Source organism: Caulobacter sp. FG7, assembly GCF_057808875.1.
This window is the reverse complement of sequence record NZ_JBMDIW010000021.1, coordinates 32,719-55,981: the sequence shown is the minus strand read 5'-3', so window position 1 is coordinate 55,981 and position 23,263 is coordinate 32,719. Positions and strand designations below refer to the sequence as shown.

Below are 23,263 nucleotides of genomic sequence, written 5' to 3'. Positions count from 1 at the left end.
CCCCTCGACGTGACCCTGGCGACGGGATCGGGGACAAATCTTCCAATCCTCAGCCTTCGGCGGCCGGCTGCCACAGCTCGACCTTGAAACCGGCGGGATCCACCAGCCAGGCGAAGCGGCCGTACTCCTCGTCCTGCCGCCCCGTCGGCTCGACGCCCTCGGCCGCGGCCCTGGCCAGCACGCCGTCCAGGTCGTCGACGATCAGGTTGATCATGAACGGCGCGGTCGATGGTTGGAAATAGCGGGTGTCGGCCGGGAACGGCGACCAGTTGGTCATGCCCACCTTCGGGTGCGGGAACATCGCCCCGCCCCAGTCCTCGACCTTCATACCCAGCACCCGCGCGTACCAGGCGGCCAGCCCCTTGGGGTCCTCCGCCTTGAAGAACACGCCGCCCAGACCCAGCACCTTGGCCATTCGCCCCTCCCCTCGAACCGATCTCAAGCCGCCACGGGGCTGGCCAGCGGCTCGCCGTGGAAATAGCGCCGCAGGTTCTCCAGGGTCAGGTTGACCATGGCCGGAATGCTGTCGAGCGTCGCGCCCGCCATGTGCGGGGTCAGCACGGTGTGGGGCACGTCGACCCAGCGCGCCGGCGGGGTGGGCTCCTGCTCAAACACGTCCAGGGCGGCCATGCCCAGGCGACCGTCCTTCAGCGCCGCGACCAGCGCCTCCTCGTCGACCAGCGACCCGCGCGAGACATTGACCAGCAGGCCGTGCGGCCCCAGGGCGTCGATCACCCCGGCGTTGACCAGGTGGCGATTGCTGGCGTCAGGCCGGGCGCAGACCACCAGGATGTCGCTGTCGCGGGCCATGGCCAGCAGGCTTTCAGCGCGCGGCCAGTTGGCCTCCTTGGGGCGCGGCCCCCACCAGGCGACCTTGACGTCGAAGGCTTCGAGACGGCGAGCGACGGCTTCGCCGATGTGGCCAAGGCCAATGATCCCGGCCTTGCGGCCGCGCAGGCCGTGGCGCGCGCCCATGCGGTCCATGGAGCTCCAGCGTCCGGCGCGCACCCGGCGATCGCCCTCGGCGATGCCGCGCCAGGCGCTCAGCAGCAGGCCCAGGGCGTGGTCGGCCACGTCGCCGGCGTTCAGCCCCACCGAGTGGGTCACCGCCAGGCCGTGCGCCCGGCACCAGGGCACGTCGACGCCGTCATAGCCGGCGCTGACGCAGGCGATCAAACCCAGGCGCGGCATTTCCGCCAGCAGATCGCGCGGCAGCACCATCTCGCCGGCGTGGACGATGGCCTGCACCTGCTTGCCCGGCCCTTCCAGGAAGGCCAGGCGATCGGGATAGTCCCACAGGCGATGCACCTCGTAGGCGCCCTCGAGAAGCGGCTGCATCGGCAGGAGCATCTCGTGGGACAGGACGACGTGGGGCTTCACGACGGGGGTCTGCGACATACGGCTTCTCCGGTCCCGGCGCGCGGCGGACTGCCTCCGCCGCCGATCCGCGGGACGATCGTTCTTGCTGGGGACAGGCTACTCCTCTGACGCCCGCGCGCCAGCACTCAACACGCGACGCACGAACATCTGAAGCGCCGTTTTCAACCCGTCATGGGCGCCGACGGTTCCGTGCGCGGCCAAGCTGTGAACGCCTTGACCGCGAAGGGGTTTTATCGACTGGCGCCGAGAACGGCGCTTTAGGGAGAACTCCCATGTTCACGAAAACCCTCCTGGCGGGCGCGACGCTCGCCCTGGTCGCCTCCTCGGCCGTCTGCGGCGCGGCCGTCGCCAATCCGAAGATCAAGGCCTCGGCCGCCGTAGCCAGCCCCAAGCAGCCGATCCCCTACGGCCAGCTCGAAGCCTATTCCAAGGCCTCGGCCAAGCAGCGCGCGACCAAGGACTGGTGGGCCGGCGAAGCCATGGTCGGCACGTCGGCCGATACCTCGGCAACCATGCCCCCCGCCACTACCAACGGCTCGATGTCGGGCGACGCGGCGGCCAGCACCGCGGTGAACCCGCCCACCACCGACGCCCCGCCCTCGATGCCGGTCACGCCCCCGACCAACACTCCGCCCGACGACATGATGGCCCCGAACCCGGGCTCGAACCTGCCCGGCTCGGATCCCGTGATGCAGCCGAAGGAACCCAAGTAGGCGCACAAGCAAAAGGGGCGGCCCCGATGGGGCCGCCCCTTTCTCTTCGTCTTCGACCGAAGAACCCCGTTTAGCGGGCGAACTTCTGGAACTTGATCCGCTTGGGGATCAGGCTGTCGGCGCCCAGGCGGCGCTTCTTGTCTTCCTCGTACATCTCGAAGTTGCCTTCGAACCATTCGACGTGGCTGTCGCCCTCGAAGGCCAGGATGTGCGTCGCCAGGCGGTCCAGGAACCAGCGATCGTGGCTGATGACCACGGCGCAGCCGGCGAACTCTTCGAGCGCCTCTTCCAGGGCCTGCAGGGTTTCGATGTCCAGGTCGTTGGTCGGTTCGTCGAGCAGGATCAGGTTGCCGCCGGTGGCCAGGGTCTTGGCCAGGTGGACGCGGTTGCGCTCACCGCCCGACAGCAGGCCGACCTTCTTCTGCTGGTCGCCGCCCTTGAAGTTGAAGCTGCCGACATAGGCGCGGCTGTTGATCTCGCGCTTGCCGACGACCATCACGTCGGTGCCGCCGCTGACTTCTTCCCAGACCGTCTTGTTCGGGTCCAGGGCGTCGCGCGACTGGTCGACATAGGCCAGCTTCACGGTCTCGCCGACCTTGACGGTGCCCTGGTCGGGGGTCTCGCGGCCGGTGATCAGCTTGAACAGCGTCGACTTGCCGGCGCCGTTGGGGCCGATGACGCCGACGATGCCGTTCGGCGGCAGGCGGAACGACAGGTCCTTGAACAGCACCTTGTCGCCGTACTCCTTCTCGAGACCCGTGACTTCCAGAACCACGTTGCCCAGGCGCGGGCCGGGCGGGATCTGGATGTGGGCCTGGGTCTGGGCGGCGCGGGCGTTTTCCTGCGCGGCGACCATTTCCTCGTACGACGCCAGACGGGCCTTCGACTTGGACTGACGGGCCTTGGGCGAGCTGCGCACCCATTCCAGTTCGCGGGTGAGCGCGCGCTGGCGGGCTTCCGATTCCGACTGCTCCTGGACGACGCGCTTCTGCTTCTGCTCGAGCCAGCCCGAGTAGTTGCCCTCGTAGGGGATGCCCTTGCCGCGATCCAGTTCAAGGGTCCACTTGGTGACCTGATCCAGGAAGTAGCGATCGTGGGTGACCAGGATCACGCAGCCCGGGAACTCTTCCAGGTGGTGCTGCAGCCACGCCACCGACTCGGCGTCCAGGTGGTTGGTCGGTTCGTCGAGCAGCAGCATGTCGGGCTTGCTGAGCAGCAGGCGGGCCAGCGCGATACGGCGCTTTTCACCGCCCGACAGGCTTTCGATGTTGGCGTCGTTGGGCGGGCAGCGCAGGGCGTCGATCGCCATCTCGATCTTGGAATCGATGTCCCACAGATCCTTGGCGTCGATGATCTCCTGGAGCTTGGTCATCTCCTCCATCAGCTCGTCGGTGTATTCCTCACCGAGCTGGGCCGCCAATTCGTTATATTTGTCGAAGACCTTCTTGTCTTCGCAGTCGGCGATCACGTTGCCCCAGACGTCCAGGGTCGGATCCAGCTGCGGCTCCTGCGGGAGATAGCCGCGCTTGACGCCGTCGGCGGCCTTGGCCTCGCCCGAGAATTCCTTGTCCAGGCCGGCCATCACCTTCAGCAGGGTGGACTTACCCGAGCCGTTGACGCCGACGACGCCGATCTTGGCGTCGGAATAGAACGACAGCCAGATGTTCTCGAAGACCTTCTTGCCGCCGGGATAGGCCTTGGTCAGGCCCTGCATCTGGAAAATGTATTGCTGCGCCATGAGGGGCTTTTCGTCTCTCGGGTCGGGTTCGGGGATCGGCCGCTCAAATAGCGGCTGGGGCGGGTTTGCGCAATCTCGGCCCCTTCACAGGTTCGTCGCCGGACTGTCGGCGAGGCGACAAATAACCGTCGCAGCCACGTCGCCGATCCACGTTAGGCGAACAGCCCCAGACGCGCCCGGCGGCCTCCCCGCCCTCGGCGCACTAGGGGATAATCAAATGAAGTCCGCCCTCCTGCTCAGCGCCGCCCTCGGCGCCCTCCTGTTCGCCGCGCCCGTACTGGCCGCCGAAAACCCCGCGCCGGAACCCGCGCCCGACGCCGCCGCCGAAGTCGAGGCTGTCGTCGTCATCGGCCAGGGCCAGAGCCGCCAGGTCCAGGTCCTCAACGAGGAAAGCATCGCCACCCAGGCCGCCGGAACCAGCCCGCTGAAGGCCATCGACAAGCTGCCGGGCGTCTCGTTCCAGTCGGCCGACCCGTTCGGCGCCTACGAATGGTCGACCAGCCTGTCGATCCGCGGCTTCAACCAGAACCAGCTGGGCTTCACCCGCGACGGCGTGCCGCTGGGCGACATGAGCTACGGCAACCACAACGGCCTGCACATCAGCCGCGCCATCGCCAGCGAGAACATCGGCAAGGTCGAGCTGGCCCAGGGCGCGGGCTCGCTGGGCACCGCCTCGACCTCGAACCTCGGCGGCACGCTGCAGTTCTACTCGCGCGATCCGTCGGAAGTGATGGGCGGCCAGGTCAACCTGACCGGCGGCTCGCAGAACATGCACCGCGTGTTCGCCCGCTTCGAGACGGGCGCCCTGGAACAGCTGGGCGGCCTGCGCGCCTTCGTCTCGGTCGCCGACCAGAAGACCGACAAGTGGAAGGGCGGCAGCGAGCAGAAGCAGCGCCAGTACGACGCCAAGGCCGTCCTGCCGCTGGGCGAAGGCTCGCTGACCGGCTTCTACACCCGCTCGGAACGCCGCGAGCAGGACTACCAGGACATGTCGTTCGAGATGATCAAGCGTCTCGGCCGCGACTGGGACAACCTGATCCCCAACTGGAACCTGGCGATCGCGGCGGCCCGCGCCTACCAGACCGGCACGGCCCTGCCCGCCCCGTTCGCCACGGTCGACGACGCCTACTACGCCGGCGCCGGCGTGCGTGACGACGACCTCTACGGCGCGACCCTGGCCCTGCCCTTCGGCGACCGCGTCGACTTCAAGGCCACCGCCTACCAGCACAAGAACAAGGGCCAGGGCCTGTGGTACACGCCCTACCTCGCCAGCCCCGGCTTCGGCGCGGCCGGCTCTGACGCCGCCCCGCTGTCGATCCGCACCACCGAGTACGACATCGACCGCGGCGGCCTGACCGCCAGCCTCTCGGTCGACCTGGGCGCCCACAAGCTGAGCGGCGGCTTCTGGACCGAAACCAACCACTTCAACCAGGCCCGCCGCTTCTACGCCGAGACGATCTCGCGCCCGTCGCGCGATCCGCTCGACTTCCAGCAGAACCCCTTCGCCACCCAGTGGCAGTACCGGTTCAAGACGCAGACCCTGACCGGCTACATCGAGGACAGCTGGGCGATCACCGACGCCTTCAAGGTCAATTTCGGCTTCAAGGCCATGAAGGTCGAGAACAGCGTCGAGACCGTGGTCGGCAACCCGCTGGCCGGCACGATCAAGAGCGAGGAAACCTTCCTGCCGCAGGTCGGCGCGGTCTACGCCTTCGACGGCGGCCTGGAAGTCTTCGGCGGCTACACCGAGAACGTGGCGGCATACGTCTCGGCCGCCACCGCCGGTCCGTTCGCCTCGCAGAGCCAGACGGTCGTCGACTACGTCGCCAAGACCCTGGAGCCGGAAAGCTCCAAGACCTGGGAAGGCGGCGTCCGCTATCGCAACGGCCGCTTCCAGGGCGTCGCGGCGCTCTATGACGTGACCTTCGAGAACCGCCTGCTCAGCGCTTCGACCGCCTCGCCGATCCTGGGCCTGCCCGCCGTGCTGTCGAACGTCGGCTCGGTGAAGACCCAAGGCGTCGAACTGGCCGGCGAATTCCGCCTCACCGACGCCTGGTCGGTCTACGGCTCCTACACCTACAACAATTCCGAATACGAAGACGACGTCATGAACGGCGACGGCACCATCGCCGCCCGCACCGCCGGCAAGACGGTCGTCAACACGCCCAAGAACCTGTTCAAGGGCGAGGTGAAGTTCGAGCAGGGCGGCTTCTTCGCCCGCCTCGGCGTCAGCTACACCGGCGAGCGCTACTACACCTACGAGAACGTCGGCGGCGAAGTCGACGGCTACACCGTGGCCGACCTGACCTTCGGCTACCGCTTCGACGGCGAGGGCTGGAGCAAGGGCCTGGAGATCCAGGCCAACGTCACCAACCTGACCGACGAGGACTACATCTCGACGGTCGGCTCGGGCGGCTTCGTCAACCGCGACACCGCCGGCACGACCATGACCCTGCTGCCGGCCCCGCCGCGCCAGGGCTTCGTGACCATCAAGAAGGCGTTCTGATCAAGCCGCCTCCCTTCCCCCTCGATGGGGGAAGGGCCGGGGTTGGGGGTGACGCGGCGCTGGACAACAAGCGCTGCTTTGCCCTCTCCTGCCGCAAGACACCCCCATCCCAACCCTTCCCCCATCGAGGGGGAAGGGCTTTTTCGTGGAGGCTGCTCCGTGACCGATCTCTCCCGCCGCTCGGCGCTCGGCCTGTCGGCCGCCGCCCTGGCGCTCGCGCCCGCCGCCGCCCAGGCTGCGGTGGACGCGCCCCACCCGGCGCTCGACAAGCCGCTGACCCGCATCGCCTTCGGCTCCTGCGCCAAGCAGGACAAGGACCAGCCGATCTGGGAGGCGATCTTCGCGGCCAAGCCCGACCTCTTCATGTTCCTGGGCGACAACATCTACGCCGATACCCGTGATCCCAAGGTGATGGCCGCCAAGTACGCCATGCTGGCCGCCAAGCCGCACTTCAAACGGCTGCGCGACGAGATCCCCGTCGTGGCCATCTGGGACGACCACGACTTCGGCGAAAACGACGCCGGCGGCGACTATCCGATGAAGGCCGAGAGCCGCCGCCAGTTCTGCGACTTCTGGGGCGAGCCGGAAAACTCTCCGCGCCGCACGCGCGACGGCGTCTACGCGGCCTACGTCTTCGGTCCGGCGGGCCAGAGGGTGCAGATCATCCTGCCCGACCTGCGCTGGAACCGCACGCCGCTGGCCGAAAAGACCTTCAAGGGCGGCTACAAGGCCTGGGCCGTCGCCCGCGGCCTGCAGGGCAAGGAGACGCCCGGCCCCTACGACCGCATCGCCGACTACGACGCCACCATGATCGGCGAGCCGCAATGGACCTGGCTTGAGGCCCAGCTGGCCCAGCCGGCCGACCTGCGGATCTTCGGCTCGAGCCTGCAGGTGCTGGCCGACTTCGCTGGCTGGGAAAGCTGGATCAACTACGCCCGCGACCACCAGCGGCTGTTCGAGGCCATCCGCCGCCAACGCGCCGAGCGGCTGTTCTTCGTCAGCGGCGACACCCACTACGCCGAGGTCTCCAGGCTCGACCTCAACGTCCCCTACCCGATGTGGGACGTCACTTCGTCGGGCCTGACCGAAGTGTGGCCGGTCACCCCGCCCAACGCCCTGCGCGCTTCGGCGGTGCTGCGCGAGCGCAACTTCGGCCTGATCACCATCGACTGGTCGCCACCCGCCCCCAAGGTCACGGTCGAGATCCGCGACGAAAAAGGCCAGGTGAGGATCAGCCAGGCGATCGACACGGCGAGCCTGCGGATAGGATGACCCCCTCCCCGGGTCCGAGGATCGTCATTCGACGCGGAGGATGTCTAGTCCACGATGATCAGGACGTTCACCGACTCCGTGTCCGATCGGTCGCTGCACGCACCCAGGCCCGCGATTCTGACCAGCTTGCCCTGAGACTTGATGGTGAGCAGCGTCGCCAGTTGCGCCTGACCAGCCGAGGTGGTGGTGTTGATCGTCCAGCCATAGCCCGGCTGGTGACACGCCGGAGCCGCGCCGGTCCGCTCTCCGGTGTGCGAGAACACCACCACGCCGCTGCGCTCCACTTGAACGTCGGTGATGAGGCCGGCGGCGGCCTCCGTCGCCCCAGCCTGGGACGCGGCAAGGCAGGCCATCACACAGCCGGCGGAGAGGGAGAGAAAAGCCTTCAGCACCGCGAAACGCTCCTGATTGGAAAGTCGCGCAACCTATGCCAGAGCGGTAAGCAAAAGACGACCGAGCCTACTGCGGCCGCTGCATCAGCCGCTCGGCGCGGCGGCGCATGGCGGCGGCCAGTTGCAGCAGGGCCAGGGCCGAGGCCTCGTCGCGCTCGGCCGCGCGCATGGAATAGACCCTCGCCAGCACCAGCAGCGCCTCGGCACGGTCCAGCCCCTCGGCGCCGAACATCTCGGCGATGGAGTTGTCGAGCTCGGCCAGCTGATCGTCGGTCAGCAGGTTCAGGAGGTCGTCGTCGGTCAGGTCTTCGGGCGTGGTGCTCATACCGGCGCACCATAGCGGGAATCGTGGCGTCTAGGCGACCTCGACGGGACGGGCCTCGGCCAGCAGCGGGTTCAGGAGGCGCGCGAAGCTGTCGTACGAGAAGGCGCCGGCCTTGGCGTGGCGCACCACGCCCTTGCGGTCGATGACGAAATTGGTCGGCACGGCGTTGTCGATCTTGCCGTAGCCCTTGCCCGCCAGCCGCCGCCCGACCGGGAACGACAGCGCGCCCGAAAGGTCGCGCATGGCCTTTTCCGGCGGCGAGCTCTCGATGTTGACGGCGTAGATGCGCAGACCCTTGCCGGCCTTCTCGCGCATGAACTGGTCCAGGGCCAGCATCTCGGCCCGGCAAGGCGCGCACCACGACGCCCAGTAGTTGATGACCACGACGTCGCCGCGCATGTCGGCCAGGCGATGCACGCCGTTGTTGACCGTGGCGATCGAGAACTCCGGAGCGACGTCGCCGGCGACCGCGTGCTTGGGCTTGGCCAGCACAAGGCTCGGCGCCGCCAGCCCCGCGACCAGTCCGCCCGCCATCAGTTCCCGCCGCCGCATGCCGCTCGCCCCCGAATTTCAGCCCTCAAGCGCGTTATCGCCCAGGTTGCCGCCGGTCAAGCTTGCCAGCGGCCTTCCGCCGACGAACGAAGCGCCGTTCACACGGACAAGCAAAGCGCCTAGGCTCGCGCCATGGACCGTCACGCTTCACTCGCAGCCATGTCCTCCATCGGCCGCCGCGGCCTCTATCGCGAGGTCGAGCCGTTCTCCTTCGGCTGGCTGCCCACCGGAAGCGCCCACGAGATCTATTACGAGGAATGCGGCGCGCCGCGCGGCAAGCCGGCGGTGATCCTGCACGGCGGCCCCGGCGGGGCGATCAACCCGACCATGCGAAGGTTCTTCGACCCGTCGCGCTGGCGCATGACCCTGTTCGACCAGCGCGGCTGCGGCCGCTCGCGGCCCAACGCCAGCCTCGACGACAACACCACCTGGAGCCTGATCGCCGACATCGAGCGGCTGCGCGATCACTTGGGGATCGAGAAGTGGACCGTGTTCGGCGGCTCCTGGGGGTCAACCCTGGCCCTGGCCTACGCCATCAAGCACCCCGACCGCGTCGAGGGCCTGGTGCTGCGCGGCGTCTTCCTGCTGACCGACAAGGAGCTGGCCTGGTTCTACCAGGACGGCGCCTCGATGCTGTTCCCCGACGCCTGGGAGCGGTTCCTGGCCCCGATCCCGCCCGAGGAGCGCGGCGACCTGATGGCCGCCTATCACAAGCGTCTGGTCCATCCCGACCGCCGGGTCCAGGCCGAGGCCGCCAACGCCTGGAGCCAGTGGGAGGGCGACACCATCTCGCTGCGCGGCCCCGAGGCCCGACCGCCCAAGTTCAACGAGGAAGACTTCGCCATCGCCTTCGCGCGGATCGAGAGCCACTTCTTCGTCAATCGCGGCTTCTTTCCCGAGGACGGCTGGATCCTCAACAACATCGAGACGATCCGGCATATCCCGGCCTGGATCGTCCAGGGACGCTTCGACGTGGTCACGCCGCTGGCCAGCGCCTGGGCCCTGCACCGCGCCTGGCCCTCGGCCCATTTCGAGATCGTCTGGGACGCCGGCCACGCCTCGACCGAACCCGGCGTCATCGACGGCCTGATCCGCGCCACCGAGGCGGCGTACGGGCGGTAGACGCGCCCTCAACCGCCCGCGCGGTCCTCGTCCTTCGACAGGCTCAGGAAGAGGACCATTGAAAGCCTCGGATCTAGAAAAACCTCATCCTGAGCTTGTCGAAGGACGAGGTTTTCGCCCCAACGCGGGGTGTTGCCCGCCCCCCTAAGCCGCCTCTTCCATCAGCTCGCGCACGTCGATCGCCTTGCAGCCGGCCGCCGCGGCCGCCTGCAAGCCCTGGATGCTGTCCTCGAACACCAAGCAGTCGCCCGGCGCCACGCCAAGCCGGCGGGCGGCTTCCAGGAAGAGGTCCGGCGCGGGCTTGGCCGCCGCCACGTCCTCGACCGTGACGATGGTGTCGAACAGGACGTCCAGCCCCCGCGACTTCAGGCTCAGCCGCACGAAGTCCGACGGACCGCTGGAGGCCACCGCCATGGGCAGGCGGCCTTGGAACGCACGGGCGATGACGGTGACGGCCGTGATCTCGGCCAGGCTGTCGATCCCCTCGCTGTAGGTCGCCCACACCGCCTTCATCACCTGCGCCCGGTCCAGCGCCTGGCCGACCTCCTGCTCGAAGGCGTCCATCAGCATGTCGCCCGAGAAGCCGCCGCGCTCCAGGTACCAGGACGCTTCCATAGCATGGCCCGTGGACCGCAAGCCCGCCGGCCAGGCCAGGGCGTAGAGGCCCAGGCTGTCGACCAGGGTGCCGTCGCAGTCGAAGATCAGGGCCTTGGTGTCGGGGAAACGCTCTTTGATCACTGGAAGTCCCGGTTGCGGCCGCGCGAGGGGAGGAAGGCGGCGCTTCTGGCGACCCTATAGACGAGTCTTGCGGCGCCGTTGCGGCGCCCTGTCAGCCGCGCAGCTGATGCCCACGCCTGCGGATCGCCAGGCTCTCCCAGGCCCCGACCAGCACCAGCACGCCGGTGGTCAGCAGCGACAGCACCAGCGGCGAGACCAGCGGCGAGACCGGGATCAGCAGCAGCAGCGCCGCCATGCCCGCCCCGCGCGACGGCGACCAGATGCGGAACACCGCCCGCTTGAACAGCACCCCGCCCAGCAGGAACAGCAGCGGCCCGCCGATCAGGGCGGCCGAGATCTTCGGGTCGGCGTGGCCGACGGGATGGTGGATCACCCACTCGTCGCCGACGGCGGCCACGATGATCCCCGCCACCGGCAAGAGGTGGCTGTAGGTGTAGGCGATGCGCGCCACGCGGCCCGGATCGTCCGAATGGCTGATCGCCTCGCTGGCCGCCTCGGCGGTGAACGAGAAGTAGATCCACCACATGGCGATGCTGGCCACGAAGGCCGAGGCGAACGAGGCCGCCACCACGGGCGTCCAGGCCATGCCGGCCGCGGTGGCGCCCATGACCAGGATCGACTCGCCCAGGGCGATGATCGTGAACAGGGCGCAGCGCTCGGCCAGGTGCGCGCCCTCGACGGTCCAGTCGGCGGTCTTGCTGCGTCCCAGGCCCGGGGTCCAGAAGCCGGCGGCCGGCGAGGCGTACTCGATGGCGATCGCCGCCGCCCAGCAGGCCAGGCGCGCCCCGTCGTGCAGCAGGCCGCCGCTGATCCACAGCACGCCCGACACCACGAGCCAGGCGGTGATGCGCAGGAAGTTGAGCTTCAGTCCGCTGTCGTGGCGCACGCTCCAGGCGGTGAACAGGCTGCGCCCCACCTGGATGCCCACATAGGCCAGGGCGAACAGCAGCCCCCGTCCCTCGAAGGCCGTGGGGATCGACATGGTCATCACCATGCCGGCGGCCATCACCAGGAACAGCATGATCTGGACGGGCGGCCGCTCGGGATCCAGCCAGTTGGTGACCCAGGCGGTATAGATCCAGGCCCACCAGACCGCCATCAGCAGAAGGCCGGTCTCGATCACGCCCAGTAGGCTGGGGTGGCCGATCAGCCCGTGCGACAGCTGGGTGATCGCGAAGACGAACACCAGGTCGAAGAACAGCTCCACATAGGTCACCCGCGCGTGACCGCCCTCGCGCGTCCGCAGAAGGCCGCCGCCCCTGGTCTTGCTCATGATCGCTCGCGCCCTTCCGCCCGGAATTTGACCCCAGCCTAGAACGAATCTCCGGCTCGAACGCTATCTGCACATGAAGCCGCTCGACCTCTTGAAGACCCGGGCCGCCATCGTCGGCCTCCCCGTCGCCCTGACCCTCGGCGCGATCGCCGGCGTCGGCATGCAGATCGGCCCGCAGGAGCGCGAGCCCCAGCCCTACGCCGAAGTCCAGGGCAGCCAGTACGCCGACGCCGCCCCCATGGTCTGGCCCTCGGGCAAGGTCCCCGACTACGTCATCGGCCAGGATTTCCTGCGCCCGCCGGTCGACGAGACGCCGGTCGTTCTGACCTCGGCCGACATGGCCGATATGGGCCTGGTCGAGCCCGCCAGCTACGAGCCCGATCCGACCGACGCCGACATCGTATCGGCCTCGGGCGCCACCACCGTGGCGCTGGACGACCAGCCGGCCGTCCCCACCGAACCCGCCGACGCGCCGCCCCGGAGCTTCGCCTCGACCTCGGGCGACATCCTCGACAAGCGCCTGCCGGAGGAAGTGGTCGCGGGTCCGCCGGCCCAGCCCCCCGTCCCCACCGAATTGGCGCTGCGATACTAGCAATCCTCCCCCTCTGGGGGAGGTGGCTCGGAGGGCCGGAGGGGGGCCGTTATCAGCTTCCGCGGCATCGGCCGATTTCCTCAAAACTCCCCCCCCCATCGCTGACGCGATCGCCTTCCCCACAGGGGGAGGTTCCCTGGATTGCGGCCTCCCCCTTGCAGCCTCCCGCGCATGCGACCGGTAACTGTGCCGTTTCGCGCCACACGGGAACGCGCATGGACGCCGCGACGCCAGACAGGAACGAGGAGGACGGCGGACTCTTGCGCACGCTCGAGGCCTGGGCCTGCGGCTTCGTGCTGTTCATGCTGTCCAACGCCCTGATCGGGCCGTTTCTCGATCCGGAACAGGCCGGCGGCGAGGACATGCCAATCCTTCGCCTGATGTGGCTGCCGGTCTATGCGCTGATCCTGGCCCTGGTGCTGTGGCGCGCCCCTCGCCTCATGAAGTTCTGGCTGCCGGCCAGCCTTCTGAGCCTGCTGGTATTCTGGGTGTTCGCCTCGGCCTCGTGGTCGTTCGATCCGGGCACGACCAACCGCCGGGCCCTGGCGGCGGCCTTCACCACCCTGTTCGGCTTCTATTTCGCCGCCAGCTTCGACGGCCGCCGCATGGCCGAGATCCTGGCGACCACCTTCCTGGTGCTCGGGGCCGGCGGCCTGCTGGCCGCGATCGCCTATCCGAAGATGGGCGTGCAGCACGACATCAACGCCGGCGACTGGCGCGGCCTGTGGTTCGAGAAGAACCAGATGGGCGCGATGATGGTCTACGGCGCCCTGGGGGCCATGGCCGCCATCCTGGCCGGCTCGCGCCATCGCAAGCTGTTCATCGGCGCCATCGTGCTGTGCGCCTTCATGATCGTGATGAGCAAGTCCAAGACCTCGCTGATGGTGCTGCTGATCGGCCTCGTGGGCTCTGGCCTGCTGGGGATGATGCGGCGCGGACCGGCGACCGCGATCACCATGGTCTGGCTGGGCGTGACCGTCATCGGCGGCGTTGCCATCGTCATGTGGCTGGCCCCCGAACTGCTGTTCAAGGCGCTCGGCAAGGACCCTACCCTCACCGGCCGCACCGAGATCTGGGACGCCCTGATGCGCCAGTCGGCCAAGGCCCCGCTGACCGGCTACGGCTATGCGGTGTTCTGGCGCGACGACTCCGTGCCGGCCCTGTTCATCCGCAAGGAGACCGGCTGGAACGTGCCCACCGCCCACAACGGCTGGCTGGACGTGCTGGCCCAGCTGGGCTGGATCGGCGTCGGGCTTTCGGCCCTGGTGCTGGGCCTGCCGCTGCTGGTCGCCCTGTTCCGCTTCGACAGGGTGCGCGACGGCTACTGGGCCACGCTGTTCCTGGTCATCTTCCTGATCACCACCTTCTCGGAAAGCTTCATCCTGGAGCGTAACGGCATCGCCTGGGCCCTGGCCTGCGCGGCCGCCACGCGCCTCTTGGGACCCGCCCTCGGCGCTGCTCGAAACACACTGCCGGCCCGCGAACGGCGCCCGCGCGAAGAGCCGCCGCTGACCTGGCGACTGGCGCCGCCCGACCCCGCGCCGGAAATTTGGAGCCCCGCCCCCGCTTTCGGACGTCGGACGGTCTCGCCTTTGGCCGCGCGTGCGACTATTGGAGCGGCATGACCGACTACACCCACCAGCAGATCGTCGCCCGCGGCGCGCGCGCCGACGCCGAAGCCGCCGCCGACGCCATCGACAACATGCCCGGCCTGGAAGGCGCCACCTACTCGATCCTGGAAGAGGACGAGGACAAGGGCATCTGGCGCATCGACGCCTTCCCGACCACCGAGGACGAGGACGCGGCCCTGCTAGAACTGCTGGGCGGCTATCCGCTGAAGGTCGAGCGCGAGGCCCTGGCCGACGCCGACTGGCTGGCCATGGCGCTGTCGGGCCTGCCGCCGGTGCGCGCCGGGCGCTTCTTCGTCTACGGCATGCACGACCGCGGCCGCCTGCCGGCCAGCACGGTCAACCTGCGCATCGAGGCGGGCGCCGCCTTCGGCACCGGTCACCACGGCACGACCGTCGGCTGCCTGCAGGCCTATGACCGCCTGATCAAGGCCAAGAAGTTCAACAAGGTGCTCGACGTCGGCGCCGGCACGGGCCTGCTGGCCATCGCCGCCGCCCGCACGGGCAGCAAGCTGGCCGTCGGCACCGACATCGACAAGCCCAGCGTGCGGATCTCCAAGGAGAACGCCAAGGTCAACATGGCCAACGCCCGCTTCGTCCACGCCTCGGGCCTGTCCAACAAGCTGGTGGCGCAGAACGCCCCCTACGACCTGGTCTTCGCCAACATCCTGGCCCGCCCGCTGATCAGCCTGGCCCAGGACATCAAGCGCGCGCTCGTTCCCGGCGGCACGGTCATCCTGTCGGGCCTGCTGCGCACCCAGGAGCGGATGGTCAAGGCCGCCTACCTGTCGCGCGGCTTCAAGGTGGTCAGCCGCATCCACCGCGACGCCTGGGCGACCCTGGTCCTGCAACGCCCGTAGAACCTCCGGCGCCGCCCCTCGAACGCGAGGGGCGGAACGCCTGCGCTTGGCTCCACGTTTTCCCGGACAACATCGTTCGAGGAAACGACCATGACCTACACCGATCCTTCGCTTCACCCCGAGGCCCCGCGACAGCCCGAGCGCGTGGTCGAGATCCGCCGCGAGTCGAGCCCTCTGGGCTGGCTGGTCGCCGGCGTCGTGGCCATCGTGGCGGTGATCGCCGTGGCCTTCATGTTGACCGCGCGACCGATGGACGCCAGCTCCGACCAGCTCGCCCAGGCCCAGGAACAGGGTCGCGCCGCCGGCCTGGTCGAGGGCGCTCAAGTGGGGCTGCAAACCGGCGCCGACCAGGCCCGCCAGGCCGCCGAAGCCTCGGCCCGCGAAGCCGCCTCCGCCGCCGAGAGCGTGCGTCGCCAGACCGAGCTCCAGGCCCAGACCGCCGCCGACGCCGCCCATGACGCCGCCGCCACGGCCCCGGCCGCGACCGACGGCACGGCCCCGTCGCCTCAGGCCGATCAGCCGCGATAACTCCCTTTCAACTCGGGCGCATGCGGCATACATCGGTCGTCATGCGCCAGACCTTCGATGAATCCACCGATCCGGGCTTTGGCCCGCGCCACGTTCCGCTGATCCGCGAGGCCATGGCCCGCCAGGGCCTGGACGGGTTCCTCGTGCCGCACGAGGACGAGCACCAGAACGAGTACCTGCCCGCCGCGAACGACCGCCTGGCCTGGGCCAGCGGCTTCACCGGCTCGGCCGGGGCCGGCGTCATCATGAGCGACCGCGCCGCCGTCTTCGTCGACGGCCGTTACACCCTTCAGGTCCGCGAGCAGGTCGACCAGGGCGTGTTCGAGATCCGCGACCTCGTCGAGGGCGGCGTGCCGGCCTATCTGGAGACCGCCCACAAGGGCGCGGTGATCGGCTACGACGCCCGCCTGCACAGCCCGGCCGCGCTCGACGTGCTCAAAGCCGCCGCCGCCCGCGCCGGCGCGACGCTCAAGCCCGTCGCCGCCAACCCGCTGGACGAGGCCTGGGGCGCTCAGCGCCCCGACCAGCCGCAGGCCCCTGTCGTGCCGCATCCGGTGCAGTATGCCGGCGAGGAAAGCTCGGCCAAGCGCGCCCGCGTCGGTTCGGGCCTCGCCTCGACCTTGGGCGCCGACGCCGCCGTCATCACCGCCCCGTCCTCGATCGCCTGGCTGTTCAACATCCGCGGCGGCGACGTCATCCGCACGCCCCTGCCACTGGCCCAGGCCGTGCTGCGCGCCGACGGCAGCGCCCGCCTGTTCCTCGACCCGGCCAAGGTCACCGAGGATCTGCCGGCCTGGCTCGGCAACGAGGTCTCGCTGGAAGCCCCCGAGGCCCTCGAAGGCGCCCTGGCCGAGCTGGCGGGCAAGTCGGTGCTGGTCGACCCGGCCCAGTCCTCGGCCTGGTACTTCGACACCCTGGTCGCCGCCGGCGCCAAGGTCGTGCGCGGCATGGACCCCTGCACCATGCCCCGCGCCTGCAAGAACGACGTCGAGCTGGACGGCACGCGTGAAGCCCACCGCCGCGACGGCGCGGCCCTGACCCGCTTCCTGCACTGGCTGGCCACCGAGGGCCAGGTGAGCCCGCCGGACGAGAAGGAAGCTGTCGCCAAGCTGGAAAGCTTCCGCGAGGCCACCGGCGTGCTGAAGGACCTCAGCTTCGACACCATCGGCGCGGCCAACGGCCACGGCGCCCTGCCCCACTACCGCCCGACCGAGCGCTCCAACGAGCGCGCGGCCCTGGGCTCGCTGCTGCTGGTCGACAGCGGCGGCCAGTACCTGAATGGCACCACCGACGTCACCCGCACCGTGGCCATCGGCGAGCCTTCGGCCGAGATGGTCACGCGCAACACGCTGGTCCTGAAGGGCCACCTGGCCATCGCCCGCCTGCGCTTCCCGGCCGGCACCACCGGCTCGGCGATCGACGCCCTGGCGCGCATGGCGCTTTGGGCCCACGGGCTGGATTACGACCACGGCACCGGCCACGGCGTCGGCGTCTATCTGGGCGTCCACGAAGGCCCGCAGCGGATCAGCAAGGCGCCCAACACGGTTCCCCTGCTGCCCGGCATGATCGTCTCCAACGAGCCCGGCTACTACAAGGACGGCGAGTACGGCATCCGCATCGAGAACCTGGAAGTGGTCATGCCGGCGGAAGCCGTCGGCGGCGGCGACCGCCCGATGCACCGCTTCGAGGCCCTGACCCTGGCCCCCATCGACCGCCGCCTGGTCGACAAGGCCCTGCTGACGGCCGAGGAAGTCGCCCAGTTCGACGCCTACCACGCCCGCGTGCTGAAAGAGATCGGCCCGCGCGTCGAGCCGGAGGTTAGGGCGTGGCTGGAAGAGGTGTGTAAGCCATTGTGATCCCTCTCCCCTTGCGGGAGAGGGTGGTCCCCGCGAAAGCGGGGATCGGGTGAGGGGTCGCACGAACAGAAACGCCGCGAAAGCCGATCAGCTTTCGCGGCGTCTTGCGTCTGAGAGACCCCTCATCCGTCAGCTTCGCTGACACCTTCTCCCGCAAGGGGAGAAGGAAGAGCGGTTCCTACTTCACCCGCGTCCAGGTCTGGGTCTTGCACAGCGGCGCGACCACGCAGCCCTTCAGCTTCAGGGTGTCGGCGTTGGTCATGGTGATGGTGCCCGAATAGGTCTTGCCGTCGTCGGCCTTGTAGACCTTGCCGCCGGTCCATTCGGTCGGACCGCCGCTGAAGCCCCACAGTAGCTGCAGGCCCTTCAGCGGGCGCGTGCGCAGCGACGGGTCCTTGTTCTTCTCGTCCTTGAGGGCGGGGTTCTTCTTGATGTTGTCCGAGGTCAGCAGCTTGCCGCACAGGCTGTTGCCGCAGCGGCTGATCTCGACCTGGCCGCCGTTGGTCTCGGTCTGCCACAGACCCGAGATGTCGGCGGCCATGGCCGGCGCGACGAAGGCGGCGCTGGCGACGGCGGCGAGGATGGCGGTCCTGAGCATTGGTAGTTCGACTCCCTTGGCAGCCTGCCCGCTTCGGAACCGAAGCGGATGAGCAGGCTCGCTGCTTTTGCGCATTGCGTTTTGAACGCGCGTTTCATCCCTCGTCGCTTATCTCGCCGCGATCGGCAAGGCGATTTCAGGGCGCCGTTCAGCGCAGGGTCGTAACCATCGCTTGCGCCGCCTGGTTCCGCTCGCGCTTGCGCCCCCAGCCGGCTGTCGCCTTCTCCAGGCGCGGCTTGATCCAGTCCTGCAGCGGCGCGTCGACCAGGCGCTCGAACAGCCAGGCGAACACCAGGGCGGCCGGGAAGGCCATGGCCCAGATCGCCCAGTGGGCGGCCTCGGGCAGCGCGACCTTCTGGTCCAGCAGGCGCTGCATGGCGAACCACACCGCGCCGACGAACTGGTTGGTCAGGTAGAGCGAGAACGACAGGCGCCCGCCGGTCTTGGCCCAGCCCCAGCCGTTCTGGGCCGAGCCGCTGGCGGCGAAGATCAGCAGGCCCAGCAAGGCCAGGCTCGGATAGGCGTATTCGCCGACGATGTTCAGCACCACGAACCCGACCACCGCGAACACGGCCAGGGCGTCGGCCAGCTTCGGGCCGATGACGACCTCGCGGGCCAGGCGGGCGATCAACACGCCCATCAGGAACAGCGGAATGGCGCGGTAGAGGCCGTTCTTCAGGTGCAGATGGAACGACGGCAGGCCGAACACCTGGCGCGAGAAGACGTCCACCGCCACGAACACGGCTGCGCCGACCAGCAGCGCCATCCACGGCGAGCCGATCTTACCGAACAGCCGCCACAGGGTCGGGAACAGGGCGTAGCAGACCAAGAGGGCCGACAGCGTCCAGGTCGGCATGTTCCAGCCCGACGGCCCCTGGAACCCCCAGGTCTGGATGAGGAACACCTGCTGGGGCAGCTGGTCCCACTGGTACCATTGCGGATTGCGCGGCTGCATGCCCAGCGCCGTGGTGCCCAGCACCAGGGCCACGAAGGCGGCGATCATGACGAGGTGCGCGGGCCACACCCGGCCGATGCGCTTGACCAGGAAGGCGCCGTCATGGATCCGGCCTTCAGACACCCGCGAGCCATAGGCCCGGCCCAGCACATAGCCCGACAGCAGCAGGAAGAAGTCGGTGGCCAGATAGCCGCGCCCGAACGCCGGGTGGATCGCAAACAGCGAGACCGGCGCCTGCTCGGCATAGTGATAGACCACGATGAAGAAGGCCGCGAAGAACCGCAGCGCGTCCAGCGGCCCGCCGCGGGACAGCGGACGCGCGACCTTGGCCGTGTTTGCACCAGTATCGGACATGGCGGACTCCTTCAGGAAGGAAGGAGCAAGAGCCGGGCCAGGGTCAAGATCCTCCCCCTGTGGGGGAGGTGGCCCGAAGGGCCGGAGGGGGGCCGTTTTCAGCTTTCGAGGCGGGGGCCAGCTTCGCAACCACTCCCCCCACCGATCGCTTCGCGATCACCTTCAATCCCCCCGGTCGCCCTTCATCAGCCGCGCCTTGTCGCGCGCCCAGTCTCGAGCGGCCTCGGTCTCGCGCTTGTCGTGGTTCTTCTTGCCCTTGGCCAGGCCGATCTCCAGCTTGGCCAGGCCCTTCTCGTTCCAATAGAGCTTGAGCGGGATCAGCGTGCGGCCGTCGCGCTGCACCGCGCCGATCAGCTTCTCGATCTGCTTGCGATGCAGCAGCAGCTTCCGGTGACGGCGCGGCTCGTGGTTGAAGCGGTTGGCGTGGCCGTAAGGGGGAATGTCGGCGTTGATCAGCTTGATCTCCCGCCCTTCGACCGATGCGTAGGACTCGGCGATGTTGGCCCGGCCGACGCGCAACGACTTCACCTCGGTGCCGGTCAGCATGATGCCGGCCTCGAAGGTCTCTTCGATGAAGTAGTCGTACCGGGCGCGCCGGTTTTCCGCGATCGGCTTGGTCATCAGACCAGACCCGCCTCGCGCATGGCCTCGACGATCGCCGGACGCACGGCCTCGCTGCACGGCGTGATCGGCAGGCGCACGTCCTCGGTCGACAGGCCCAGCTGCGCCAGGGCGAACTTGGTCGGGCCCGGCGAGCTGTCGAGGAACAGGGCCTTGTGCAGCTTGATCAGGCGATCCTGCCAATAGCGGGCCGTCTCCCAGTCGTTGCTGACGCAGGCGTTCATGAAGGTGGCGCAGGCGTCCGGCGCGACGTTCGAGGTGACCGAGATCACCCCGTGGCCGCCGTGGGCCATGTAGCCCAGGGCCGTCGGATCGTCGCCCGACAGCATGACCCAGTCGGGCCCGCAGGTGATGCGCTGCATGCTGATGCGCGTCAGGTCGCCGGTGGCGTCCTTGATGCCGACGATGTTGGGCAGCTTCGACAGGCGCACCAACGTTTCGTTGGAGATGTCGACGCCGCTGCGGCCCGGCACGTTGTAGACGAACACCGGCAGCTCTACGGCGTCGTTGATCGCCTTGTAGTGCTGGTACATGCCCTCCTGGCTGGGGCGGTTGTAGTACGGCGTGACCACCAGGGCCGCGTCGGCGCCGACGGTCTTGGCGTGGCGCGCCAGGTCGATGGCCTCGTCGGTCGAGTTCGACCCCGCGCCGGCGATCACCGGCACGCGGCCGCGGGCGGTCTTCACGCACAGCTCGACGACGCGCTTGTGCTCGTCATGCGACAGGGTCGAGGTCTCGCCCGTCGTGCCGACCGGCACCAGGCCGTGCACGCCGCCGGCGATCTGGCGCTCGACCAGGGCGACGAACCCTTTCTCGTCGACCTCGCCGTTCAGGAACGGGGTGACCAGGGCCGGGATGACGCCCTTGAAAGGGGAATGGACCATGACTTGCAATTTGCCGTGAGCAGACGCCGCGAGAGTTGCGGCTGAAACGTGGGGGCGGACAATATGTCTCCGCCCCCCTCGACCGCAACTGGTCGTTCCGACCTTTTCGTCGCTCTGCGGCGTTGAAAGGCGGGTCGATCAACCGGCGAACCGGGCTATAGGGCTCATGCGGCCCAAAATCGGCCGCCAGACGCCCTCATCAAGGGCATGGACCACCGCCTCGGCACTGAAGGAGACCGCGTTTTGGCTTTTGGGATTCGTCGGCTTCTTCTCGGTTGCGTCAGCCTGACCCTGGTCGCGAGCGTCGCCGACGCCCAGACAGAGCAGCTGAACGAAGAAGGCCTGCCGAGCGCGCCCCAGCCCTATACCGGTTCGGCCCGCCCCGGCCTCGTCAGCACCCCGCCCACCGCCTACGCCGGCACGCTGTCGGACACCGACGCAGCCAACCTGCGTGCGGCCGTGATGGGCCAGCGCTCGGCCTCGACCGTGCGCGCGGCGATGATGGGCATCTCCGATCCCCTGGCCCGCAAGATCGCCCTGTGGGCCCTGGCCGACGTCGGCGCCGAGAGCATGAGCTTCTTCGAGCTGGACCAGGCCCGCCGCGACCTCAACGGCTGGCCGCGCAGCTCGCGCCGCGACCTGCCCGCCGAGAAGGCCCTGTCGACCTCCGGCCTCACCCCGGCCCAGACCATCGCCTGGTTCGGCGGCTCCGAACCGCAGACCGCCGAAGGCGCCATGGCCCTGGCCGGCGCCTACCAGGCCAGCGGCCGAGGCCAGGACGCCACGAACCTGATCCGCCGCTTCTGGCGCGGCAAGACCTTCGAGGCCGACGCCCAGCGCGCCATGCAGGCCCGCTTCGGCGCGATGCTCACCGCCGACGACTACGCCCAGCGCGCCGACATGCTGCTGTACGGCCCGCAAGGCCCTGCCGCGCGCGACATGGTCGCCATGCTGCCCTACGACCAGCAGGCGACCGCCCAGGCCCGCATCGCCCTGCGCTCCAACGCCGGCAACGCCAACGACCTGGTGGCCGCCCTCACGCCGACCCAGCAGGTCTCGCCGGGCGTCGCCTTCGAGCGCGCGGCCTATCTGCGCCGCAAGGGCATGGACGTGATGGCGCTCGACCTCGTGCGCTACTTCCCCGCCGCCCCGCCGTCCGACGACACCGCCGGCCCCATCTGGCGCGAGCGCAAGCAACTGGTCATGTCGGCCATCAAGAACGGCGACAGCCGCGGCGCCTACGCCGCCGCCAACGCCGGCCTGCCGGGCGGCGCCGATGCGGCCGAGGCCGAGTTCTTCGCCGGCTGGATCGCCCTGTCGCGCCTGAAGGACGCCAACGCCGCGGCCGCCCACTTCAGCCGCATCAACGAGATCGGCGCCTCGCCGATCACCCGCGGCCGCGCCCTCTACTGGCAGGGCCGCGCGGCCGAGGCGCAGGGCGACGTCATCGCCGCCCAGGCCTTCTACGCCGAGGGCGCGCGCCACATCACCACCTTCTACGGCCAGCTGGCCGCCGAAAAGGCCGGGATCAAGGAGATCCGCCTCGACAAGGATCCGGTGATCACGCAGGCCGACCGCGCCCGCTTCGAGAGCCGCGAGCTGATCCGCGCCGCCAAGCTGCTGCGCGACGTCGGCGCCAACGACGCCTTCCGCGCCCTGGTTCTCTATATTGACGACCAGCTGCCGACCGCCCAGGAGCAGGCCCTGCTGGTCGACTTCGCGCGCAACACCGGCGACCAGGACCTGGCCATGCGCGCGGTCCGCACCGCCGCCCAGCGCGGCTTCATCCTGCCCGAGCGCGGCTATCCGCTGCTCGATCACCACTTCACGCCCATTCCGGGCGCGGCCGAGACCGCCTTCGTCTATTCGATCTCGCGCCAGGAGAGCAATTTCGACCCCCGCGCCCGCTCGGGCGTCGGCGCGCGCGGCATGATGCAGCTGATGCCGCCCACCGCCGCCGGCGTCGCCCGCAAGCTGGGCGAGAGCCACAGCGTCGATCGCCTGTTCGAGCCCGACTACAACATGCGCCTGGGCTCGGTGTACCTGGGCGACATGATCAACCGCTTCAGCGGCTCCTACATCATGGCCGCGGCCGCCTATAACGCCGGCCCCGGCCGTCCGCCGCAGTGGACCGCCCTGTGCGGCGATCCGCGCGGCGCATCGACCGACCCGCTCGACTTCATCGAGTGCATTCCGTTCAGCGAGACCCGCAACTACGTGATGCGCACCCTGGAGACGACCATGGTCTACCGCGCCCGCCTCAACGGCGGCGTCGCCCCCCTCACCCTCTCGGCCGACCTCAAGCGCGGCGGCTACAGCTATGCGCCAGCCTCGGGGACCATGGCGCCGATCGGCGGGCGGTAGGAAACGGAAAAA

Annotated in this window: 22 protein-coding genes; 10 read left to right on the top strand and 12 right to left on the bottom strand. The window is 69.0% G+C overall.

Going from position 1 to position 23,263, the window contains the following annotated elements:
- Positions 1-49: 49 nt before the first annotated feature.
- Positions 50-415 (bottom strand): VOC family protein, encoded by a 366-nt coding sequence (locus tag ACODR1_RS17280; RefSeq protein ID WP_488881556.1) that lies wholly within the window; start codon positions 413-415, stop codon positions 50-52.
- Positions 416-438: 23 nt separating this feature from the next.
- Positions 439-1,398, bottom strand: a complete 960-nt coding sequence (locus ACODR1_RS17275; RefSeq protein ID WP_488881555.1) for a 2-hydroxyacid dehydrogenase — start codon at positions 1,396-1,398, stop codon at positions 439-441.
- Between the two features lie 254 nt (positions 1,399-1,652).
- On the opposite strand from ACODR1_RS17275, the gene ACODR1_RS17270 reads away from it, so the two are divergent.
- Entirely contained in the window at positions 1,653-2,093 is a 441-nt protein-coding gene (locus ACODR1_RS17270; RefSeq protein WP_488881554.1) for a hypothetical protein, read from the top strand.
- 70 nt (positions 2,094-2,163) lie between these two features.
- On the opposite strand, the gene ettA is transcribed toward ACODR1_RS17270, so the two are convergent.
- Positions 2,164-3,831 carry an energy-dependent translational throttle protein EttA gene (gene ettA / locus ACODR1_RS17265; protein WP_116487505.1) on the bottom strand — a complete coding sequence of 556 codons (1,668 nt, stop codon included), beginning with the start codon at positions 3,829-3,831 and terminating at the stop codon, positions 2,164-2,166.
- Between the two features lie 217 nt (positions 3,832-4,048).
- Here ettA and ACODR1_RS17260 point away from each other — a divergent pair, with 217 nt between their 5' ends.
- Together ACODR1_RS17260 and ACODR1_RS17255 are read left to right on the top strand one after the other, a co-directional pair.
- Positions 4,049-6,337, top strand: a complete 2,289-nt coding sequence (locus ACODR1_RS17260; protein ID WP_488881553.1) for a TonB-dependent receptor — start codon at positions 4,049-4,051, stop codon at positions 6,335-6,337.
- 159 nt (positions 6,338-6,496) lie between these two features.
- Positions 6,497-7,609, top strand: a complete 1,113-nt coding sequence (locus ACODR1_RS17255) for an alkaline phosphatase D family protein (RefSeq protein WP_488881552.1) — start codon at positions 6,497-6,499, stop codon at positions 7,607-7,609.
- A 44-nt stretch (positions 7,610-7,653) separates the two neighbouring features.
- Here ACODR1_RS17255 and ACODR1_RS17250 read toward each other — a convergent pair whose 3' ends face one another.
- The 3 genes from ACODR1_RS17250 to ACODR1_RS17240 form a co-directional block, all read right to left on the bottom strand.
- Positions 7,654-8,001, bottom strand: coding sequence for a hypothetical protein (locus tag ACODR1_RS17250; RefSeq protein WP_488881551.1), 348 nt, complete (start codon positions 7,999-8,001; stop codon positions 7,654-7,656).
- Between the two features lie 67 nt (positions 8,002-8,068).
- Positions 8,069-8,326 carry a low temperature requirement protein A gene (locus tag ACODR1_RS17245; protein ID WP_101716585.1) on the bottom strand — a complete coding sequence of 86 codons (258 nt, stop codon included), beginning with the start codon at positions 8,324-8,326 and terminating at the stop codon, positions 8,069-8,071.
- A gap of 30 nt (positions 8,327-8,356) precedes the next feature.
- Positions 8,357-8,878 (bottom strand): TlpA family protein disulfide reductase, encoded by a 522-nt coding sequence (locus tag ACODR1_RS17240; protein WP_488881550.1) that lies wholly within the window; start codon positions 8,876-8,878, stop codon positions 8,357-8,359.
- Positions 8,879-9,010: 132 nt separating this feature from the next.
- Between ACODR1_RS17240 and pip the strand changes: the two genes are divergently transcribed.
- Complete coding sequence (pip, locus tag ACODR1_RS17235; RefSeq protein WP_488881549.1) at positions 9,011-10,000, top strand: prolyl aminopeptidase; 990 nt, start codon at positions 9,011-9,013, stop codon at positions 9,998-10,000.
- Positions 10,001-10,144: 144 nt separating this feature from the next.
- On the opposite strand, the gene ACODR1_RS17230 is transcribed toward pip, so the two are convergent.
- Positions 10,145-10,738, bottom strand: a complete 594-nt coding sequence (locus ACODR1_RS17230) for an HAD family hydrolase (RefSeq protein WP_488881548.1) — start codon at positions 10,736-10,738, stop codon at positions 10,145-10,147.
- 91 nt (positions 10,739-10,829) lie between these two features.
- Positions 10,830-12,011 (bottom strand): low temperature requirement protein A, encoded by a 1,182-nt coding sequence (locus ACODR1_RS17225; protein WP_488881547.1) that lies wholly within the window; start codon positions 12,009-12,011, stop codon positions 10,830-10,832.
- 73 nt (positions 12,012-12,084) lie between these two features.
- On the opposite strand from ACODR1_RS17225, the gene ACODR1_RS17220 reads away from it, so the two are divergent.
- The 5 genes from ACODR1_RS17220 to ACODR1_RS17200 all read left to right on the top strand — a co-directional run bounded on the left by ACODR1_RS17220 (position 12,085) and on the right by ACODR1_RS17200 (position 17,475).
- Entirely contained in the window at positions 12,085-12,603 is a 519-nt protein-coding gene (locus tag ACODR1_RS17220) for a hypothetical protein (protein WP_488881546.1), read from the top strand.
- A 215-nt stretch (positions 12,604-12,818) separates the two neighbouring features.
- A complete protein-coding gene (locus tag ACODR1_RS17215; protein ID WP_488881545.1) occupies positions 12,819-14,228 on the top strand; it encodes an O-antigen ligase family protein in 1,410 nt (469 codons plus the stop codon).
- Positions 14,225-15,091 carry a 50S ribosomal protein L11 methyltransferase gene (locus ACODR1_RS17210; protein WP_116487496.1) on the top strand — a complete coding sequence of 289 codons (867 nt, stop codon included), beginning with the start codon at positions 14,225-14,227 and terminating at the stop codon, positions 15,089-15,091. Before ACODR1_RS17215 ends, ACODR1_RS17210 begins: the two co-directional genes overlap by 4 nt.
- A gap of 90 nt (positions 15,092-15,181) precedes the next feature.
- Positions 15,182-15,619, top strand: coding sequence for a hypothetical protein (locus ACODR1_RS17205; protein ID WP_488881544.1), 438 nt, complete (start codon positions 15,182-15,184; stop codon positions 15,617-15,619).
- 41 nt (positions 15,620-15,660) lie between these two features.
- The gene (locus ACODR1_RS17200; protein WP_488881597.1) at positions 15,661-17,475 is read left to right on the top strand and encodes an aminopeptidase P family protein; all 1,815 of its coding nucleotides are present in this window, start codon (positions 15,661-15,663) and stop codon (positions 17,473-17,475) included.
- A gap of 178 nt (positions 17,476-17,653) precedes the next feature.
- Here ACODR1_RS17200 and ACODR1_RS17195 read toward each other — a convergent pair whose 3' ends face one another.
- The 4 genes from ACODR1_RS17195 to dapA all read right to left on the bottom strand — a co-directional run bounded on the left by ACODR1_RS17195 (position 17,654) and on the right by dapA (position 20,887).
- Entirely contained in the window at positions 17,654-18,073 is a 420-nt protein-coding gene (locus tag ACODR1_RS17195; protein ID WP_101713653.1) for a DUF2147 domain-containing protein, read from the bottom strand.
- A gap of 148 nt (positions 18,074-18,221) precedes the next feature.
- The gene (locus ACODR1_RS17190; protein ID WP_488881543.1) at positions 18,222-19,382 is read right to left on the bottom strand and encodes an acyltransferase family protein; all 1,161 of its coding nucleotides are present in this window, start codon (positions 19,380-19,382) and stop codon (positions 18,222-18,224) included.
- 162 nt (positions 19,383-19,544) lie between these two features.
- The gene (smpB, locus tag ACODR1_RS17185; RefSeq protein WP_058349779.1) at positions 19,545-20,003 is read right to left on the bottom strand and encodes an SsrA-binding protein SmpB; all 459 of its coding nucleotides are present in this window, start codon (positions 20,001-20,003) and stop codon (positions 19,545-19,547) included.
- The gene (gene dapA / locus ACODR1_RS17180; protein WP_488881542.1) at positions 20,003-20,887 is read right to left on the bottom strand and encodes a 4-hydroxy-tetrahydrodipicolinate synthase; all 885 of its coding nucleotides are present in this window, start codon (positions 20,885-20,887) and stop codon (positions 20,003-20,005) included. The genes smpB and dapA overlap by 1 nt, the downstream gene beginning before the upstream one ends.
- 243 nt (positions 20,888-21,130) lie before the next feature.
- Between dapA and ACODR1_RS17175 the strand changes: the two genes are divergently transcribed.
- Complete coding sequence (locus ACODR1_RS17175) at positions 21,131-23,251, top strand: lytic transglycosylase domain-containing protein (protein WP_488881541.1); 2,121 nt, start codon at positions 21,131-21,133, stop codon at positions 23,249-23,251.
- The last annotated feature ends 12 nt before the right edge of the window (positions 23,252-23,263 follow it).